Raw genomic sequence first — 22,020 nt, forward strand, 5'->3', positions numbered from 1 at the left:
ATCCTATAAGCATTTTATTTTCCTAGGATTTTCATACTATTACTAATAAAATTTTTATTGGTAAAATTCCCTAAACATAATAAGTTAAATTAGTTTAAATCTACTAAATTTAAATATTTTAAAGTCATATAAAAAATATATCCTCGCTCTCTATCTGCAAATATAGTAACCTATGGTTAAATCTGATTATGAGTATATTTAATTGTTATATTCAGTGCAGTAATTAAAGTTTGTAAAAACAACCTAAATAAGGGTTAATATAGTTGGTATTTCTAAAAAAGTAGAAAACAACTAATATATTTTTTTGTATACAGTATACATTTTTAACTAAAATAGAGACTCAGATAAAAATCTGAAGTAATAATTTCTAGTCATTAATATATTAGTGATTGATTATGCTAATTTTCTGTTGAAAACGACTGCCCATTATAACCGATAATTTTGAAGTTAATCATCTTAACTACCTTGCTATTATGCACTTTCATTACATAATAGTCTATTGGAATACTTCTATTAGATCTCTGAAAGAGATTAGCAGATTCTAAATTAAATAAATTAATTTTGTGTTTTTAGTAACTACCTACTTAGTTTTTTATATATAGAGTTGCCATAAGGTAGTAAGGTTAAATTAACCTATACTTAATTAATTCACGGTATGATTTGAATCTTACTACCCATATTAGACAATATATATTTCAGAAGTAATTGATACTTATGGTTACCAATTAATCATAAAACTAAAAAGAATAGAGAGAAAATTATCTATGTAAGTTTAAGTCTAAAAGTAATTTTATCCTGTAAGGGAAGACTTTGGATAATAAAATCTACTGTCCATTTTGCTCTTTCATAATTGTCCACTTGAATAGATTAAGTTTAATTGCTACGGAAAATTTTATTTTAATTAGTGGTATTTACCCAATTGGAAGTTCTGATAATGGAAATTAATTTTTGCTTGTTAAGCTAACATGAGTATAAATAACACTCCCTATACAAGAAATTCTATTTGGAATGATAATTTATATCTTCGCTTCAATCTCTACTTGGATCTTGGTTTATGATCAGTAAGTCTTTATATGAGTTTATGATGACTTGAGGTTTAGAAGTCAAGCTGCTGACAATTTACACTCTACTCTAATATATACTTCGGAAGTGTCATCTCATATACCAGGTAATGAGTCGGAAATAACTAATCCTACTTGTCTTCTTATTGCTACTCTACGATTAAATATGATCACCACTAATCTTATTTTCCAGATCAAGCAATAGTTGATCAAATAATCACCATCGCGTTCGGGTAACAATCCGGATGCTTAGTGGGAAATTATGTATATCCCCACTTATCAAATTATTGGGGTGTAACTTTTAACTAGAAAATCAGGGACTATACAGTAACTATTTCTCCAGTATTTATGTCAAATTAAACAGTATTAGTTCAATCCATAACTAAAAATTTGTCTAGAACAAAGTTTATTATTGTAAGTTCCCCATCCTTAGTTATACGTATTAAACATTCTGTTTCATAGTTTTGGTAATATCACACATGGGTATTTGTTTTTGTCAGAGAATCTGAAATAACAAAGTAGATTCAAGTATTTCTAGACTCTCTGATAAGACAATCTACTAATAACAAGGATTTAAAGGAATTAGACAGGTTACAAAATCTAGAAAAATTACTAAATTCGGGATATTCCCAAAAACTTGGGATAGGCTTAGCTAAGTCATAACCTGTAGGGGATAAAAAAATAATATCAAGAATAATCATTACAACCTGCACAAAAAATTAAGGACAAAACGGCAAACAAGGGTAATTGCGAAGGAAATTGAGCAATTACATGGTCAACAGGCTCGTTCTCAAGTATTGGTAGTAAAATATAATAATCTTGGCACCTTATGCATACATAAATCAGGCATAGATATACTTATACTACCCCTGACAATTTCATGGTGGTAATCATATATTATTAAAAATTAAAAAGCCATCTTTCATGAATAACGCTCACCCCATATATCCAACGCTTTAAGTGACCTGGATGGGTTTTATAATACCTTGTATGATATGTTTCTGAATAGAAAATAGTTCAACAATCTATAAAACTGGAAATCTAATTTTACTAATTGTTACTAGAATTAGTTTCTTCTGAAACCCCTAATAATAGATATTATACAATTGTATGACTAAAATTATTCACATTTTTCACTACACACTAGGTATATAAGGACAAAACCTATCTTTGTCAAAAGTCTCCGGGAAAATATTAATATGAAGTCATATCCAGTTTGCAGTGCTAGTACAGAAATTATATAATAACCTAGAAATAGGGCTTTGCAAAAAGCTAAAAGTAAACAAGGCAGATAATCCTATATCAATAGCTGATAAAAGTGTTCATTTGATTAAGAACTAAATTCACAGATAAATCCAGCACCCCCAAAATCATTTCTGGAGGATTTATTGATGATCCCTATTAGAATCACAATAATATGATATTCCTAGAGTGAAAAATTATGAAGTTAAACAGGGAAATTAGACATATCAAAGATACTTTTTTAAAGTAATATTCTAGGAGTAATCATATTAGATAAATTATCCTTATTACTTAGTAAAATTGACTACCATGGGCAGAATCTGAAAATTCACCAATGTGTTAGTAAGAACTAATCAATGATAACAACAACTCAAATATGCTCACATAATACTTCAATTTTGTTTAACATTAACTTTACAGCTTGGGGGTAAACGGGAAATTAATTAAGTATTGTACACATATAAACACATACTGTATTTTACCTGTAATTATAGCTGCAGTTATGTTTTTACCACTAACTATCAATTATCGAAGATGTCGAAGAAGACATCATCCAATTCATATCCCAAAAGTTTTGCCATAGAATGGATTCGGGGACGGAAAGGTATTTCCTGTTGACCCAACCAATTGGTAAGTACAAATGACTTATTCATTAAAAATATCTCTAGTGCCTCCGCATTATACTCAATGCCTTCTTGTGAGCTAAACTGGTGAGGGACAAGCATAGCAGTGTAACGAATAAATTCTCCCATCTTCCAGTCCAGTAAAAATGGTAACCAAGGATATAGAGAATCAAGACGGATAAACCATAATCGCACTTCAGGTATTTGTGATAATTCTCTAGGATCACCTAACTCCTTTTCATAGTCGAAAATAAATTTTAGTTTTTGTTCATACGATGCAATTTCCCCTTTTGCAAGTATATTTTCAATTACTTTTGTTGCTGGGGATAAATCTAAACTATTAATACATTCATTATTTAAGGTGATCGTAGCTGTCATTGATTCGGAATATAATAATACTTTGGTTTTAATAATTCACATCCTAACTTGAAAATAGAGAAAAGATTCTATTTTTAGTTTAATAGTAAAATATGGTATGATGAAAAATATAATAGCAGCTAATATTAGTGTCGTTATAGCTGTTGATAATCAAAGCCTATATGATTTTGCAGGCTAGAGAATATAGGCTTGGGCTAAGGAATATCTTTCTCGACTTTTCAAACTTGTCTAAAACTTGCAACTCAACATTTCCTAAGAAGAAATTCTCTCGCTCCCAAAATCATATAGGTTAAAGCCTTCCTTCTTTCATGAGGTCTAGAAATTAGTGATGGAAAAATAAACTCATTTAGGCTTGACTAATAATTCCATATATATATTTTAATAACTAAAGATTTATGATATACAGTACTGTCTGTACTAAGTATAAATTATATAGGCTATTATCTAGTGGCAGATGAGCAGTTCTCAACTAGTTTTCTCTGAGTTTGCCATTCTGGTGATTGGGATTATATTATACAAATTTAGGTTTCAGACTAAATACACTATTTACCTAAATTTTAGGAGGCTTTTATTAAAATTATTGATGGTACTCTTGAGAGCATTTTTAGTCTATGAATCAGGAAAAGAGATCTTAACTTGTTTCAATAATGTGATAAAATTAGTACCCATATCAGCAGTAACTAATGTATTATTATTATTATTAATGATCAACCCTAAGGTTATTAATAAGACAATATCTGAATTTATCATAAGCTCAAGATACTGCAACCTGACTAAGTCTAATCAAAAAAATATTTATCTTCATCTGCATCACTTATTATTGTGAATGGATATTTATTATAAACTCAAGTATTTTTATCTAAACTTATATTAATTTTGGCATTTATTTTAAGTAAAAACTTCACCACAGGTTTCAGAAGCAAATAACACTATGATAAATGTTTGAATTTTTTTTTAATAAACCTGTTGGTAACTATATCAAATATTGATGTTAAGCATCTAATCAATTCAGCATACTTGAATCCATCAGTAAAACATTTAGACGTTATTAGAATATAGTACCAGTTTATAACTCGCCCCCCATAGCCATTCCTACACATATCCGCAGCATAAATACCACCATATTTTTTCAGGCACTGCCTTAAGTTCTTTAACTATCTATATATCTAATAATTATATTAGGTAAATATCAGGGGTTTGATCTCAAAGAAAACTATTAAAAGAAACCATGCAGTTGTTCTACCATTTTTAATTCCGATGATAATCCCTTTGCCTTTGCGACTAGCAAACTAACATTGATTTCTCCTCAAATTGGCTATACCTTTTATATATATCTCTCTTTAAATTTTTTGATACATAATTGCAAGTAATAATAAAAAAATTATTCTTTTCTATTTCTAGAGGTTATTTCTTTTCTCCAAAGACATAGCTTCAAAAGGTTTAATAGTAGCATCTTTATAGACTTTCATCACATCAGGTCTTGCTTCTAGTTGGGGTATTTTACTTTCTTCTATAATCCCACGTACAACTACGATTTGTTGTTGTCCGACCTCCAGATTTTGTGCTTGTCCTAATTTTTTTGGAATGGCAATTGGTTCGTAGCTGGTATCCAATTGAAAGCCATATACATACATCCTAGCAATTACCTGAGTTGCCCCCAATATGCCTATATTTCTAGGGACACGTAACTCTACTAATACCCTTTGTAGATTAGCTTTGCCGATTTCACCCGCATCACTTGCAGGCATATTTCCCTGAAAAACTAGGGAGTCCTTCATATGTTCTGGTTTTATCCCATTTAAATTATTTTTGGGCTGGTTGTTGGAATGGATATCATAGATATTCTTATTACTTTCCATTTTCTGTTCCTTTGTAAATATTATTGAGTGAAATTAGCTAATAGGGTTAAATTTAGGTAATCTAAAATTTATACTCATAAACAGATTAGATATATGATTTCACGTATACTCAGAACTAACTTGAAAAATGACTCGAACCAAGCTGATATTATGTGTAGTAAGTTGACAATATGTAAATAAGTAAATATACTGAAAAGTCAAAAATAAGTATTGATTCTGGCATGAATAACAAATATCAGAAGAGTTAGGTTTTTTTATTTAAGAGTAAAATATTAATTTGATACAAGATTATACTTGTATGATAAAAGTGTAATTATATTAGAAATTCATCATAACTTATAGTCTTAGAAGTACAAATTAAATGGGCAATTCTTATAGATTAGGATTATGAATTGGAAAATTAATAAGTAATTCTTTTCCTTTCATATTTATTAGATTTGCTGTTACTAATGCTGGTAAAGTTGTCAGTTTAATTTACAAATAGCAGAATTAAAAATAATTGCTTGACATTACTTTAAATCCTATAAGCTTAAATGAGTATTATAAAATTTATACTTTTGTAGCTGATTAACAAAATTATCACCATTTAAATCTATATAATTCTAATAATAATAAACATTGCTAGTTAGCCTAAATATTCTGCTCTTAAACTAATTTAATTGAATACTAATAGAAACTTAATATGCAAAAGTTTAGCTGTTATTCAACGATCTTAAATGAATACTATCTTAGTATTTTCCTTAACTGAAATATAGTTCTTTGGTTAATTTATATGAGCTAACATACATAATTATAAGGCTTTTTGAAACACTTTATTCATCATAAAAGTGCTCAAACTTATCTTAATTTAAAGATATGATCAATCCTAAATTAAAAATCACTCTTGAATTAAATTTATTTTAACTAATTTGCCATTTAATTATTTTCTATACTACAGGAATCTAATAGTAAGTGGATAGCGGTAATATTTTCCTTTATACGCTTTTAAAGCAGCGAAGGGAACCAAAATAGCTTGTAAAATAGCAATCATAAAAATCAATCCGAATAAGATTGAAGAAAGCATACCAAATACATTATCTACATCTACATGATGATCAGAGTGACTAATAATTAGATTAATTACACAGGTTAGGATAACTAACAATAAAGATATAAATATTATAATCAGGCTATAAATTACCAGAGATAATTGGAAATTCAAAGACTCCCTACCTTGTAAGTCAACCCAAGGAGAATTGGATCTTTTCCATAGCCAAATAATTAAAGGACCAAGAATATTAAAAAATGGCAAATACAATGGAATACCAAGAAATATCAACCCAGCTAGAGGTATCCATAGAAGAGCCAGGAGATGACACAGTATAGCCCAGATATGCATTTGTCTTGAGCTTTTTTTTCTCATAGCCTTTTTATTTGTAAGGATATAAGTGTACACGAACAATTTTCTCTCTTTATTGTTTACTACAAACCAAATAAAATCTTAAAATTATGGACTTTCCTGATATGGATTTTTATTTGAATGTTTGACTCCAATCTTCTGAAATTAGCTCTATTTTTATCCTCAAAGGTATTATAATATTTCTATATTAAAAATAATTATAATAATATTTATTTCTATAAGAGACTCTCCCAGTAAAGTTTTAAGTCCAATTAGACAGGATTAGTCTGTGAATATATTAGTTTCTTTGGAAGAGTATATAATTCTATATTACAAATTTATTTTTGATTTTTAGCAAGGGTAATCTTGACGAGTTTCCAGAGGAGTTGTCAACGTGTAAGTAACTACTAAAATTGTATTTTTATATTATATAATTATTCTAAGATTAGAATTCAGAGGAATATTTCATCTAAAGTAAAAGGGTATTTATAATTAGTGTTTCATACTAACCGTAATAATTTCCCAATTTTCAATTTAGCCCTTATGGCTTGGTGTAAACATTCCAATGGAAAAGAGAAAACAGTTTTTTATCGTATCTTTTTCCCATTATGGTTTTTGGGTCATTTAATTAGTAATATTAATGTGGTGATGGAAGTTCCATAATTGTAAGTTATTCTGCGAGAAAATTTCCATTAACAATCTCCACAGTTTTGGTTTTTCTAATTCTATTATTTTTGTACTTTAACCCAGGTATATTAATTTAGTTTGGAAGTTAAAATTAATCATTGCAGATTCATAATCTATCTTTATTTATCAATCTATTTTGCTTATAATGTTGACAAAAGTGAATTTGACTATGAACGTATAACTTAATCAACTTTTATGTTCGCTATTTTAATTTTAAATCGAGTATGTCTACATTTAATACCCGAATGCAAAATAATCTATATATCCTAGGTAGTACATCACTATTTCGTGTTATTGTGTCCCCCTACTTATTGGGTTTTCAGCTTGCTGGTAAACAGCATTAACTATAAAAATATTATTAGGCCTAATATTAGTAGGTTATTAACTGGTATATAGATCCATTTAATTTTGATAGTCATTTCATAGATACTTGAACATTTATAGTAAAGTATTGGGTATTATACGCCCGTTATTATATTGATAAGTTTGAATATAACTCCTTATTATACTTGCCAATTCATCTTATAACATGTAAGTTCACCTCTTAGTAGAGGGATTTAAGTTTTAGTGCAATTTTCATAAAGAAAGTTGAAATTTACTTGTATTTTTACAATCTTTGTATTTTATAGATTATGCTTTTGAAGCAGATATATCTCCATTTTTAGTGTGGTTGCCTTACCTAAAATCATAACTATGGCTAGTCACTTCGTAATTTTGTGTAAAACACATATTTTTGAATGCTTAATTCCTTAATAATTGATTGTTAAGTCTAGCTCTTGAGTTGGCTAGAAAAATTAGAAAAGCTCTTAGGATTTTAGTTTTTATTGATTTTTGTTAACTGCTATAACTGAGTTGGTTTATAATTACTGAATAATTCCCATTTTTTCTTATTCTCTATTAAATTAGTGATATTAAAATTTTACTAGTGTGGAATGAAGTTATTGATCTTTTGCAGACTTCGATCAATATGGGTATTTAATTAGCATGTCAATATAATCAACATCACGAGACAATAACCTACAGATAAGTTGGACATAAATTAACAACTACTTTTCCAGAGTTTGATATTATTCCAAGAATTTGGTTTGAGCCTTTTTAAAACAGTTATCCAGGTTGAAATTAACTAGCTGCACAGTATAACTCTCAACATTTTATAGGTAAATATGGCATATAATTATTTAGCCTTTTTTAGCTATTTTGTTGATAATAATTCTAAGGGATGAAGCAATATCTAGATAAAATAAGGCTATGTCCCAAACAAAACGTATAAATTCATTGAATCTCTATTCTTCCACTATAACCCATCCTCTTTTTATTCTTGTAGATGGACATTCTTTAGCATTTCGCTCTTACTACGGTTTTTCTAAGGGAAAAAATGGTGGATTGCGAACTACCTCAGGAATTCCCACAAGTGTCTGTTTTGGTTTCCTCAAATGTCTGTTTGATGTAATTTCCAGCCAGCAACCCCAAGCAATAACTGTAGCCTTTGATATGGGTTTACCTACTTTTCGTCATGAGGCTGAAGTTAATTACAAAGCAGATAGGAAAGAGACACCGGAGGATTTTATTCAAGATTTGGAAAACTTAAGAGAATTACTAGCTGGGTTAAATATACAAACACTCACTGCACCTGGCTATGAGGCAGATGATATATTGGGCACACTGGCACAACAAGCAGCAGCTGCTGGTTATCAAGTCAAAATTCTTACTGGAGACAGAGATTTATTTCAACTTGTGGATGTAGATACGAATATCAGCATTTTGTATTTTAGCCCTGAAGGTTTCAAGCGTTCCACTCATGGAACTGGGATTAGTGAGTTTTTCACCGAACAAGTAAAAGCTAAATTAGGGGTTTTACCTTCCCAAGTAGTTGATTATAAGGCTTTGTGTGGAGATAAGTCTGATAATATTCCTGGTGTCAAAGGTATTGGTGAGAAAACTGCAGTTAGGCTACTTAATACTTATGGCTCCCTGGAAAATATATATAAGTCATTGGATGAAATTAAAGGTGCTGTTAAAACTAAATTAGTTAGTGGTAAGGAAAATGCAAATAAGTCTCGTTACTTAGCAACCATTGTTTTAGATGTTCCCATTAAAGTTGATTTGGATAGTTGCAAACTCCAAGGTTTTGATTCAACTCTTCTTATACCAATTTTAGAAAAATTGGAATTTAAGTCTTTTCAAGAACAAGTTAATTATATTCAACACAAACTTGGTGGAGCAGTTATAGAAACTTCCCAATCTTCTCCAGATAATAAAAACGATGACTTGCGGTTTTTTCCGAATGAGGATACTGTTGCCAACTCGGAACAAACATATGCTCCTATCCAACCACAGATAATTGATACGGAAACCAAGTTAAATGATTTGGTAGAAAAATTACTGCTATTTAATAGCCATGATGCACCAGTAGCTTGGGATACGGAAACTAGCGATTTGGAACCGCGAGATTCAAAATTGATTGGGATTGGCTGTTGTTGGGGAACAGGAATATATGATACTGCATATATTCCAATAGGACATGAAACAGGTGATAATTTGCCACTTTATAAGGTATTAAAAGCACTACGTCATATCCTTGAGAGTTCATATTATCCGAAAACATTCCAAAATGTAAAATTTGATCGTTTAGTCTTTCGTGCACAAGGTATTAAGTTGAATGGAGTAGTATTTGACCCCATGTTAGCAAGTTATGTCCTAAATCCTGATAGCAGTCATAATTTAAGCGATTTATCTCTACGGTATTTAGGTTTAACTATGCAAAGCTACAGTGACTTGGTACCTAAAAATAAAACTATTGGTGATCTAAGCATTATTAGCGTTGCAAATTATTGTTGTTTGCAAGTTCATAGCACATTTCAATTAGTAGGCAAATTACGGGAAGAATTAGTCAAAATCCCAACTTTGCATAAACTACTCTTAAAAATTGAACAACCTCTTGAACCAGTATTAGCAGAAGCAGAATACCAAGGAATTAGCATAGACAATAAATATTTACAAGAACTGTCTCAACAGTTAGTCATAGACTTAGGAAAGTTAGAAAAACGAGTACATGAAATTGCTGAGGAAGATTTTAATCTGGGCTCTCCTAAACAATTGAACCTAATTTTATTTGAAAAGTTGGGTTTAAGTACGAAATACTCGCGGAAAAACAAAACTGGATATTCTACAGATGCAGCAACCTTGGAAAAAATGCGTGATGATGATAAAACTGGGATTATTAATGCCATTATTGAGTACCGTGCCCTGGCAAAACTAAAGTCTACTTATGTTGATGCATTGCCTAACTTAGTACGCTCAGATACCCAGAGAATACATACCAATTTTAATCAAACCATCACATCTACAGGTCGATTGTCCTCTTCAAATCCCAATTTGCAAAATATTCCCATTCGTACCATATTTAGTCGTCAAGTTCGAAAAGCGTTTTTACCTGAGTCCGGCTGGTTAATAGTAGCTGCTGACTACTCACAAATTGAATTGAGAATACTGGCCCATCTCAGTCAAGAACCTGTACTACTGGAAGCTTACCGTAATAACCAAGATATTCATACTGTGACGGCGCAATTGATGTTTGAAAAAGACAAAGTGACAGTAGAGGATCGTCGAATTGCTAAGACTATAAACTTTGGTGTGATATATGGTATGGGCTCCTTGAAATTTTCGCGCTCCATAGGTATAGATAGAAAACTAGCCGGTGAGTTTATTCGTAAGTTTTATACCCGATATCCCAGAGTGTTTAAGTATCTAGAACAAGTAAAAAAGCAAGCTATCACGCAGGGATTTGTAGAGACTATCATGGGACGAAGACGCTACTTTTCATTTGCGAGCAGTCGGTTGCAAAAATTTAAAGGAAGCCGTATAGATGATATTGACTTCGATGACATCAAAAAAATAGATGCTTATGATTCTGGATTATTGCGTTCTGCAGCCAACGCACCTATACAGGGCTCGAGTGCTGATATTATTAAAGTTGCTATGATTAAAATGCATAATGTCCTTCAGGATTATAAGGCAAGATTATTATTACAAGTTCATGATGAATTGGTGCTGGAATTACCCCCCAATGAGTGGGAAGAGTTAAAAATCAGAATTAAATTGGTGATGGAAAATGCTATAAACTTGGATGTTCCCTTAGTAGTAGATGTACACCAAGGTGAAAATTGGATGAAAGCCAAGTAATTACAATTAAAAATAATGGGAATCAATATTGCACACGTGTAGAAGGTAAAAAGTTATGATAAGAAACTTTCTATGCAATCAGAATAAGACATGCTGATTTGGAGTCAGAGCTAAGATTGGTATTTGTCACCTCAATTTTTTTGAGCATAATTACTAACAAATATCCATCTAAGAATATAGAATGTTACCAAATCAGGAGTGTTTTATCCGTTATGATCATACTGATTACGATTAGAGTTTATAGTCATCTACTTCACAGCAAATAAGAGAATGCTCATAGTAATGCAGATCCAGATGCCTTTTTAAAATAAAGAAGACTTGCTAATATTTCCATGTCTGCACAATCTTGTAAAGCCAGATTCGTGCTCACTAACTTTTTGTGTCCTTGAGACCGGTGTATTGGTCCTCATGATGCAGTAATTTAAGACTACTGGGAAAAGTTAATTTGGAAATAAGATTATTTGTTTCCATATGAAAAACTCTACTACTCTTTTAACAAAGTGAAGATAATTCAAGCTTTTAATCATCAAAATTAGAGTATCCCCTTAAGTTAGAAACAAATACCTCCTAAAGCCACCATCTAAGAAACTTCTTGCCAGTTAATAATCTCAAAGGATATTTGTGGGATTGAGTGTATTGTAGAAAAGCCTCGCTAGTAAAGACCGTGAATAAGTTAACAGCATATTTATGAACGATATAAGTTAAGCGTATCCCTAATATATACAATGCAAAAAATCGGTGGTCTGATTCTACAAAGCTAAAGCAGATGACTGCAACAAGAAAATTGATATATTCCCATTAATAATTACAATTTCTCATATTGAAGTTGTTGGGAAATTGTCCGTAGTCTTATCTGGGGTTTTATACCCAATTTATTTATGGAAATTATTTTGTAAAATTATCAAATCAAAATTCCATAATTGATGTTTATTAGCTAATTAATCTTATTTAAAGACTTTAGCTAAATGAGGGTTAGGATAAACTATACTTCATACATTATAGGGTTTCACCATAATAGAAACATGTCTATAAAGTAATATGACTTTGGCTAAGTTAACTCTCTATTCTTAACCCTTTTACTTTTGAGTAAATTCATAACCTTTAACCCTACTATAGCAAAAATATTATCGTTACATTTTTAGACTTTAGGAAATCCCCAACCTCTATTTGTTGTAATATTAGCAGGCATTTTTTACTATGATATCCTAAGATACTTAGAAATTTTTATTGTGAACTTTTTCCAAGTTCACCTTGCTTAAAACTAAAATCTATTATAACGACCCCAAAATATTGATAGTAATTTGTTTCTATTGCCTACTGTTTCTACAATAATTGTAAGTGTTTATACTCCCTATAATAAAATCAGCTCTTCTATATAAACTTTCTCATTTCTCTCATTTTAGCAAAATATAAGAAGTTTCGTTCATAATTGAACATATTGTTTATTTCGGGTTTCTAATGATCAATTATAGCTTAATGAAACATATAGCAGAACTTTCCAGAATCTCCTATTAAATATTTGATAGAGAATCTAAAGTACCTTTGAGGTGATAATCGTAGGATAGTTTGCCAGCAATAAAATTCAGGTGGGTAATCTTAATCAAAAGTGCTTGATTTACCGTAAGATTGTAAATTAGTATTTTAATATTAATGGTTAATAGCGGTAGAATTAGTCTTAATGTCAGGGTTTATTTTTTGTTAATGATAATTATGTGCTATGTCAGACTCATTAAGTTACCAACAAGAGTATTTTGTGGTTCTGGAAACTAATCAACCAGAGCAGTTTCTCACGAAATATGAGCTACGGCAAAAACTTCAGACTGTTTTAGAAAAAATATCTCTTCAAGATTTACCAGTAGACTTACAAAAGTTTGATTGTGTACTTACCCGATCCCAGAATTTAATTGATACAAGTTGTGAGTTGGATATTGGGGAAGGTGAATATTTACAATGGTATGCTGTACGTCTAGAAAAGTAACTTTCATGAGATATTTAAAGTAAAGTGAAGGTAGGGAGTAAGCATGAAAAGCCACGTGTTACTTTAAATTCCTCCCTGTCATGCTCCCCTTCATGAATTATCTATTCTGGTAAGGTCATTAAAATTAAATCTATTCGCTCTTTACTTGGTTGTGTTACTTCTACTTCTATACCTGGGCCAAAAAATTTCGTCATTTTCTCCTGTTTTTGCAACCAGGTTTCAATTGGAATAAAAGGAGAGTCAAATTCTAAGATAAGAGCATAAGAACCATTATGATTTATTTCTCGCAAACTATTAATTTTTGTTTTTCCCTGGTCTGTAACACTTAAACCCAGGTAATTTAAGGTACTCTCCAAATGAGCATTTTGACCGTAACAATAACGGGTGATATCTTGAAGGATTTTAACTTGAGTGGTAGTTGCTTGTTGCTGACGCAACTTAGATATTGCCGGAGTAGTAGGTTGACTGAATGGAATAGGTTTGAGTTCGTTGGTTTTCAGTGCCAGTCCACCCAACAACATGGGAATACCGTAAAGAAAACCTACTAAGTTTAGGGTCGCATTCCCTTGGCCATAGGCAATAAAGCCAATGATAGTTAAGGTGGTGCCTACAATTAAACCTATTGTACCTAAAGAAAATCGGCGAAACATAATTTAAATGGTATATATTTTTGTAATACAGTTTTCCTATCGTTAGTGATTGATAACTAATTGGGAAAGACTAATTCGTCATTGAAAATACCGCCAATAATTTTGCATATCCCAAACTTCAGCACCATTTTTTGAGTTAAGTTTAGAAATAATGATACTTAAGTATGGATAATAAGCCATGGACATCAAAACTATTAAACAAAGGATCGAAACAGTTGCAAGCAAGAGAGAATATTTGTTGAGTTTACTAGAACAAGCGAATTTGGGCAACTTGAGAATAGATGTAAATCAAGCTTTAGAAGAAATGGATGAATTGCTAGATGAATTTCAACGTACCTTTTACCAATAGGAAAATAACTAATACTTGATACACAATAAGTAGTAATTACAAATCATAGCCGGCAGTAAACCTAGGAATAGGTTCTGCTGGCAATTTATCTATTGATTCGATATATATTGCACCCAATGCTTTTTTTATGATTTAGAAGTTATTCTCTCTTTGACAGCCTCTCAGAGTGATTTTTAGTTATTTGTACATTGTTTATTTGTACATTGTTATTAATATATTTTGCAACAACTTATATAGTGCGTTAAATTAATTCCTAGCTTCTTAACCAGATTAATTAAATCCCCAGTAGGCACATCTTTTTGACAATAAGCGTCCCACTGCCCTATAAGTTTTGTCTCTGGAGTTTTTTTGCTTTCTAGGGAGGAATAGGCAATAATCTGTGTTTGAGGTGCAATAGCTTTAATTTGGCAGGAAGCGTCCCAACCATCCATAACAGGCATTTGCAAGTCAAGGATAATCACATCTGGATGTAATTCTTGAACCATTTGTATAGCTTCCTTACCATTAGCTCCCAAACCAACTAACTGTATATCAGTTCGATGAGAAAAAGCCAGTTTGAGAGTCAAACGAGTGAGTTCGTGGTCGTCAACTATAAGTACTCGTATTGTAGAAATTGGACGACATAACATTAAATTAGTAGGTAAAGACATAAAAGTAAGATTAACAATATTTATATAGTTTATTGGAAAAAGTACTTTCAGCGGCTCTATCTTATGGGTGAATAAATAGTGATTAATCACAATAAAAAATATATTTTTATTTATGTATTTCAGTAAAATTACGGAAAAGCTTAAATCTGCTCATATGTATATTTTTTTCAATAGTTATTACCCATAAAGAAAAATAATTTACAGATATAGTTATTAGCTTAATTAATATGAATTATAAGCAAGTTTTCCCTAGTTTTATCAACACGTTATTTTTAGATTTTCAGTGATGAACTTTGTAAAGTAAATAGTACATAAATTAAAATAATAATCTTTCCAGCTCTATAATACTTATAGGATAAAGAAGCTAATGAATAATCTTTGCAAAAGAAATAAAAAAATATTAGTTGTGTATCTATTGGAATTTAGACTGGGTTTTAGGTCTAAAAATACTTCACAGTAATTAATGATTATAACCCATACCTAAAGTCAATTATAAATTGACTTTTAATATGTAAATCTAGCCATGAGATAAAGCATTATCTATGATAAATAAAAATCTCATTGATAAATTTTATAAAATTTATCAATGAGATTTAAATGCAAAAAAATGCTGTATGGATGGCAGAAATTATTTTTGTGCTCTATTTCACAAGTATGCTGTTTAATAATACCAAACACTTGTTGCTTATTATAGAATTTCGATAAAGTCACTAATCAAATTTCAAAGGAATTACTTGTAAATATGTTATTTTATTATATGTGTTAGGTACCCTCAATTAGAGGTATCCTAAATGTTTATTAGTTTCTCTATAGGTCTGCTAGCCTTCCGATATATAGCTTTTACTAATAATCTTACATATAGTAGACTGCATAGATTTATGCCTATTTACAGATACATCCACCTGAAAAATCAATATAAGTGAAGAGCTACTGTCTAAATTTATAAATAATTACTCCCATATTCAACTATATCTTTTCCCATTAATATATACCAATGATTTTCAATACTTTGATATATATTAATATAATTTACATTGTATAATTCATGATTTCCCATATAGTTGCTTAAACACATAAGTTTCAATAACTATGAAACTTATCTTTAATTCACTGCCTAGCATTTATCACAAAAGTGAGAATTGCCAACTGTCAATTCTGTCATAAAAAAGAAGGAGACAAATATACTGGTAGTATGTTTCCCCCCCCCCCATAAATTAAATCCCATCAATTTTGACTTCATTCAAAGTTAACTACTTGCTTGTTCACAAAGATAAAACTCTGGCTTTTTGGAAAAATATCTTTAGATTTCACTGATTGACATTAGTATTTAAAACATCAACCCAATGTCTTAAAGATTTTTCATTAGTAGTCTTTGCATAGCTAGAAAGTGTATAAAGCCTAGAAGTACTAAATATTGCTCCGAAAAATCAAGAGTGTACTTGTCTTCAGGACTTTTTTTTAGTGATCATGTTTATGGTAGTGGTTGTTATTGCTTGCATTGACTGTAATCCCCTTTGTTGAAAACAATGCTTCAATATGATTTTCAGTCCATCTTGTAGCCATAGCTAAAAATTTTGAGTTGTCATTCACACAAGACATCTGAATATAATTGACTTCAGTGTATTGTTTTTCCAAGTAGTGAATAATATGGTCCACATCCAAGAGGGTTTCATGATTTTCTGTAGCAAAACCAATGGGCATAAAAATAATCACTTTTGCACCCAACTGGATTAAATTTCTAGCTGCTTGGGTTACATTAGGTTGAGTCCATTCAATTAAAGGGGTGTCATGATTGAGCCAACCTATAGAAATTAAAGGGTAACGATTGATTAATTTCTCCCTTACTGAGTCGTACAGTACCTGACTTTCCGTTATCCCAGAGGTAAATCCTTTAGCTTTATGGGGACAACCATGATTCATAAGGATGATGCCAATTTCTGAGGGTATATAGTTATTGACTAGGCTAGAGTTAATTTTCTCCTCTACTAACTGCGCTATTAAATTGATATAATCTGGTTCATTGAAGAAAGAAGGAATATAGCGCAGACTTTTAACCCAATGGCATTCACCATCATTTATATTGACCAGAGCCTGATTGACTTGCTCAATGGCAATACCACTAGTGAAAATGGAATCCACTACCAATAATGGATAAATCAACAATTTTTCAAAACCTTGTGCTTTGATTTCTGCTAATACCTGCGAGGGAAGAAAGGGTGCACAGAAGTTAAAAGCCTTAAAGACTTTAACTTTATTACCCCATTTGGCTTGTAGGTTTTCCTCTATCCCTGCCCGTTGCCGTTCAAAAATAGCATTATGAGGGGAAATAAAATCATGATGGGTATGTCCCCATTCATGTCGATCAAATAGTGCCAACAATTTTGCTAGTGGGGGATAAACCCAAGCAGGCACAGGGGCAAATTTTGCCGTTAGCAGATTCAAAGCCTGTTCATTGTAACTAGCAAAATCATTATAGCTTTCTACTTCTCCGTATCCCATAAGTAATACAGCTACATTATCCTGATTAGACAAATGCTCTGAGCCTTTTTCTACTGTTTTTGAAATAGCAACCACGGTTAATTCCTCAATACAATCTAGTTTGGAGAGATAAACAAGAGCTTTGTGTTTTCCTTTACTACATTATTATCTCTCTCCAGTAGATACAACATGAAAAAAGATAAACGAAATAAGAAGATTTATATCTTCTAATGATTTCTACATTGTATTTAGTAAGAGCTCAAAACTTCATTCCATCAATATTGCATGATGGAATGCAGCTAGGAAAAAATTAACAGCATAAATAATTTTGCATAGGTAAAATAATATTTATAATTACCTAATCTAATAGGAAGATATTGACCAAAAAATTAGTAGAAGAAAACATCACTAATCAAAAATTCATAGGTTTGCAGCAGGGGCTTTTCACAAGAGTAATCTAAAATAAAATGAGTATTATTATTTGTCCTGGAATTCATTCTCCACAATTGACTGATAATTTTGTGTCTCAATGCATCAAGCCCATTATGGAGGAGCTTGGTTGCCATAATTCAGTAGAATTGCTGGTTTTTCCTAACCGAGGAATGTTAAATTTATCGGGCGTACATATCTTCAAGTTTTTATACGAACGGCTAAATGCCGATTTTTCATTTTCTTTGAGAAATCAACACACTACTCCATTAATCTTTATTAGCTTTAGTGCAGGGGTTTTAGGAGCAATTATTGCGGCATTTAATTGGCAAATTTCGGGAGGTAAAATTAAAGCCTTTATTGCCATGGATGGATGGGGAGTTCCTTTGATTACATCATGTGTCAATTTTCCCATTCATCGTATTAGCCATGATTATTTTACTCATTGGAGTTCAAGAATGCTTGGTATTGGTAACAATAACTTCTATGCAGACCCATTTGTGGAACATTTAGAAATGTGGCGATCACCACAAGTTGTTAAAGGCTGGTGGGTGGATTCACCCATGAATGAGTCTAACTACAATAAAAGCTTGGGTCTAATTGAGTTTTTATACTTACTCCTGCAAGAATACACAAAAAATAGTTAGGAAAATTGACTAAAAAATTTGGGAGTAAGAAAACAGGACTGCGATTATTTCCGTTATAAATCGACAAATTATGTATCGCAAAACCTATAAACTAATAACACTTAGATTTACTTTATTCATTACCCCTGACCTCTATCTTAATGTTTAGATGTTTTCTATTGAACCTGCTGCTGTGAATAATGGGTTTTCCATATTGCTTAAAAACCGCAACTTCCTGCTGTTGTGGATTGGGCAACTCATATCCCAACTAGGGGATAAAATCTTCTTTGTCTTAATGGTTGCTTTGTTAGAGAATTACTCCCCTCCAGCGGGTTTAGCAGCAAAACCAAACGACATTCTATTAATGGCATTTACTATACCAGCTATACTTTTTGGTTCTGCAGGAGGTGTATTTGTTGATCGTTTCCCCAAAAAAATGATCATGGTAGGTTCTGATTTTATTAGGGGTTTATTAATATTATTTTTACCGTTTTTACCACAAGAATTCATTGTTCTACTTCTTCTTGTCTTTGCTATTTCCACAATTACCCAATTTTTTGCTCCCGCAGAACATGCAGCTTTGCCGTTAATTGTCCGTAAAGAAGGTCTGATGGCAGCTAATGCTTTATTTAGCAGCACTATGATGACAGCGATGATTGTAGGGTTTGCTATAGGTGTACCTATTTTAAACTGGGCAAGGAACTGGATAGCAACAGATTTCGGTCGGGAATTAGTAGTTGCTTTCTTTTACCTAACATCAGCATTTACAATGCTACCTATTAGATTTAAAGAACCTAAAAAGCTTCTGGACAGCCAGGCATTAATTCACCCTTGGGTAGATTTTAAGGAAGGATTAAGCTACTTGAAACAAAATATATTAATCTTGAATGCCATGTTGCAAATAATCACCCTTTATTGTGTGTTCGCAGCTTTAATTTCACTAACTATAAGGTTAGCAGCAGAATTTGGTTTAAAACAAGAAGAATTTAGCTTTTTTCTTGCAGCAGCAGGTATAGGTATGGTAACAGGGGCAGGAATCTTAGGGCAATTTGGCAACAGTTTACATCACAAACCTTTACCACTAGTTGGCTTTTTGTTTATGGCTTTAGTTTTAGGATTATTTACCTTTACCCATAATCTGATATTAGCTTTGGGTTTATGTATCTTTTTAGGGATTGGGGCTGCTTTTATTTATGTGCCCATGCAAACTTTAATACAACAATGTACCCCCTATTCCATGCATGGGAAAGTTTTCGGCTTTCAAAATCATGCCGTTAATATTGCTTTATCTGCTCCTCTAGCAATTACTGGTCCTTTAACTGATGCTTTCGATTTACGTAGCGTTTTGATCAGTATGAGCCTAATCGTAGCAGGTGTAGGATTCTGGGCTTGGCAAAATACCAGGCGAGTCTTGAAAAATATGTTATAGCCTTGGTAGGGTAATTCATTGAATACACCACTCAAGGATATTAGCAAATTAATTATTAAGAACTAATTTAAGCTTTTCTATTAAAATGAAATCCTGATCATCTTAAACTTAAGACGTGAGGTTCGGACTGTGCATTCACGAAGTGTCTCTCCAAGAGAAACAGGTTATTCTATCGGTGCTTCATCTGCTGAGCATCAAAGCCAAACCCTAGTGTCTTCATCGTCAATTATGACACCAAAACGTGTATCCGGTGGTTTTGCCCTAATGGATAGCCTTAAACGGCATGGGGTGGAATGTATATTCGGTTATCCTGGCGGTGCGATTTTACCTGTTTATGATGAATTATATTCATTTGAGGCAACTGGAAGTATCAAACACATTTTGGTAAGACATGAACAAGGCGCTTCCCATGCAGCAGATGGTTATGCCCGCGCCACAGGTAAAGTAGGAGTGTGTTTTGGTACCTCTGGCCCAGGGGCCACTAATCTAGTTACAGGTATTGCTACAGCTTATATGGATTCTATCCCCATTGTTGTCGTTACTGGACAGGTTCCAAGGGCTGCAATTGGTACGGATGCATTTCAAGAAACAGATATTTATGGTATAACGCTTCCTATTGTTAAGCATTCCTATGTTGTACGGAATTCACAAGATATAGCAAATATTGTAGCTGAAGCTTTCCATATTGCTAGCACAGGCCGCCCAGGTCCAGTATTAATTGATATACCTAAGGATGTTGCTTTGGAGGAATTTGACTACATACCTGTGGAACCTGGTTTGGTGAAATTACCAGGGTATCACTTTATAGTCAAAGGAAATCCCAAACAAATAAGTGCAGCCTTACATTTAATCAAAGAGAGCCATCGACCACTATTATATGTTGGAGGTGGTGTGATTACGGCTAATGCTCATGAAGAAATCAAAGCGCTGGCAGAGCTGTTTAATATTCCTGTCACTACAACTTTGATGGGTCTTGGTGCTTTTGAAGAACTTCATCCCCTATCCCTAGGTATGTTGGGTATGCATGGTACGGCATATGCAAATTTTGCTGTTAGCGATTGTGATCTACTAATTTGTGTAGGTGCAAGGTTTGATGATCGTGTTACAGGGAAGTTAGATGAATTTGCTTCCTTTGCTAAAGTTATCCATATTGACATTGATCCGGCAGAAGTAGGTAAAAACCGCGTTCCAGATGTGCCTATTGTGGGTGATGTTAAAAATGTTCTAACAGATATGTTAAACTGCTGCCAAGAAACAGAATTCCTTGCTAATCCTAATCAGACTCAAGAGTGGTTAGCTTCAATTCACTCCTGGAAAAAAGATTACCCCCTAATTATACCACAAAAGCATGATACAATTTCCCCCCAAGAGGTAATTGCAGAAGTTGGACTTCAAGCTCCTCACGCCTACTACACTACAGATGTGGGTCAGCATCAAATGTGGGCAGCTCAGTTCTTAAAAAATGGTCCCCGGCGCTGGATTTCTAGTGCAGGCTTGGGTACTATGGGCTTTGGCTTACCCGCTGCCATGGGTGTGAAGGTAGCACGTCCTGAGGATGAAGTTATTTGTATTAGTGGGGATGCTAGTTTCCAAATGTGTCTGCAAGAATTGGGGACTTTGGCACAGTATAGTATTAATGTAAAAACTGTCATTATTAATAATGGTTGGCAGGGGATGGTGCGTCAATGGCAACAAGCATTTTATGGTAAACGTTATTCTTGTTCTAATATGGAATTAGGAATGCCAGATATTGAACTGTTGACCAGAGCTTACGGTATTAAAGGCATAGTAGTTAAATTGCGGGAAGAATTATCTGACGCAATTACGCAAATGCTGACTTCTGATTGCCCTGTAATTTTGAATGTTTATGTCACAAGGGATGAGAATTGCTATCCTATGGTAGCTCCTGGTAAAAGTAATTCTCAAATGTTGGGTTTAGCCAAGAAAGAACATAAGGCAAATACATGACTTTTACATTATAGTAACTGTGATGCAAAAAACTCTCATCGCAATAGTTCTGA

General features: G+C 32.4%; 12 protein-coding genes. 6 read left to right on the forward strand and 6 right to left on the reverse strand.

Annotation, left to right across the window (positions count from 1 at the left end; all coding sequences use genetic code 11):
- Positions 1 to 2,824: 2,824 nt before the first annotated feature.
- The 3 genes from RINTHH_RS00190 to RINTHH_RS00200 form a co-directional block, all read right to left on the reverse strand.
- Positions 2,825 to 3,304, reverse strand: coding sequence for a CRR6 family NdhI maturation factor (locus RINTHH_RS00190; protein ID WP_008231398.1), 480 nt, complete (start codon positions 3,302 to 3,304; stop codon positions 2,825 to 2,827).
- A 1,397-nt stretch (positions 3,305 to 4,701) separates the two neighbouring features.
- Entirely contained in the window at positions 4,702 to 5,163 is a 462-nt protein-coding gene (locus RINTHH_RS00195) for a hypothetical protein (RefSeq protein WP_008231399.1), read from the reverse strand.
- 931 nt (positions 5,164 to 6,094) lie between these two features.
- A complete protein-coding gene (locus RINTHH_RS00200; RefSeq protein ID WP_231291133.1) occupies positions 6,095 to 6,541 on the reverse strand; it encodes a DUF4870 domain-containing protein in 447 nt (148 codons plus the stop codon).
- 1,935 nt (positions 6,542 to 8,476) lie between these two features.
- On the opposite strand from RINTHH_RS00200, the gene polA reads away from it, so the two are divergent.
- Together polA and RINTHH_RS00210 are read left to right on the forward strand one after the other, a co-directional pair.
- Complete coding sequence (polA, locus tag RINTHH_RS00205) at positions 8,477 to 11,410, forward strand: DNA polymerase I (RefSeq protein ID WP_008231405.1); 2,934 nt, start codon at positions 8,477 to 8,479, stop codon at positions 11,408 to 11,410.
- Between the two features lie 1,717 nt (positions 11,411 to 13,127).
- On the forward strand, positions 13,128 to 13,388 hold the full coding sequence (locus RINTHH_RS00210; RefSeq protein ID WP_044304259.1) for a chlororespiratory reduction protein 7: 261 nt from the start codon (positions 13,128 to 13,130) through the stop codon (positions 13,386 to 13,388).
- Between the two features lie 101 nt (positions 13,389 to 13,489).
- Here RINTHH_RS00210 and RINTHH_RS00215 read toward each other — a convergent pair whose 3' ends face one another.
- Positions 13,490 to 14,038, reverse strand: a complete 549-nt coding sequence (locus RINTHH_RS00215; RefSeq protein WP_008231408.1) for a DUF2854 domain-containing protein — start codon at positions 14,036 to 14,038, stop codon at positions 13,490 to 13,492.
- A 178-nt stretch (positions 14,039 to 14,216) separates the two neighbouring features.
- Between RINTHH_RS00215 and RINTHH_RS10935 the strand changes: the two genes are divergently transcribed.
- Positions 14,217 to 14,387: a hypothetical protein gene (locus RINTHH_RS10935; RefSeq protein WP_196794862.1), complete on the forward strand. Its 171-nt coding sequence runs from the start codon at positions 14,217 to 14,219 to the stop codon at positions 14,385 to 14,387.
- 209 nt (positions 14,388 to 14,596) lie between these two features.
- On the opposite strand, the gene RINTHH_RS00220 is transcribed toward RINTHH_RS10935, so the two are convergent.
- Positions 14,597 to 15,127, reverse strand: a complete 531-nt coding sequence (locus RINTHH_RS00220; protein WP_008231410.1) for a response regulator — start codon at positions 15,125 to 15,127, stop codon at positions 14,597 to 14,599.
- Positions 15,128 to 16,495: 1,368 nt separating this feature from the next.
- Positions 16,496 to 17,611, reverse strand: coding sequence for a ferrochelatase (locus tag RINTHH_RS00225; protein WP_008231412.1), 1,116 nt, complete (start codon positions 17,609 to 17,611; stop codon positions 16,496 to 16,498).
- Between the two features lie 371 nt (positions 17,612 to 17,982).
- Between RINTHH_RS00225 and RINTHH_RS00230 the strand changes: the two genes are divergently transcribed.
- From RINTHH_RS00230 to ilvB, 3 genes are all read left to right on the forward strand, one after another.
- Positions 17,983 to 18,591, forward strand: coding sequence for a hypothetical protein (locus tag RINTHH_RS00230; protein ID WP_008231413.1), 609 nt, complete (start codon positions 17,983 to 17,985; stop codon positions 18,589 to 18,591).
- Between the two features lie 148 nt (positions 18,592 to 18,739).
- The gene (locus RINTHH_RS00235; protein ID WP_008231414.1) at positions 18,740 to 19,999 is read left to right on the forward strand and encodes an MFS transporter; all 1,260 of its coding nucleotides are present in this window, start codon (positions 18,740 to 18,742) and stop codon (positions 19,997 to 19,999) included.
- Between the two features lie 171 nt (positions 20,000 to 20,170).
- Complete coding sequence (gene ilvB, locus RINTHH_RS00240) at positions 20,171 to 21,967, forward strand: biosynthetic-type acetolactate synthase large subunit (RefSeq protein WP_408005739.1); 1,797 nt, start codon at positions 20,171 to 20,173, stop codon at positions 21,965 to 21,967.
- Positions 21,968 to 22,020: the final 53 nt, after the last annotated feature.

The sequence above is a fragment of the Richelia intracellularis HH01 genome, assembly GCF_000350105.1.
In the GTDB taxonomy this organism is placed as follows: Bacteria; Cyanobacteriota; Cyanobacteriia; order Cyanobacteriales; family Nostocaceae; genus Richelia; species Richelia intracellularis.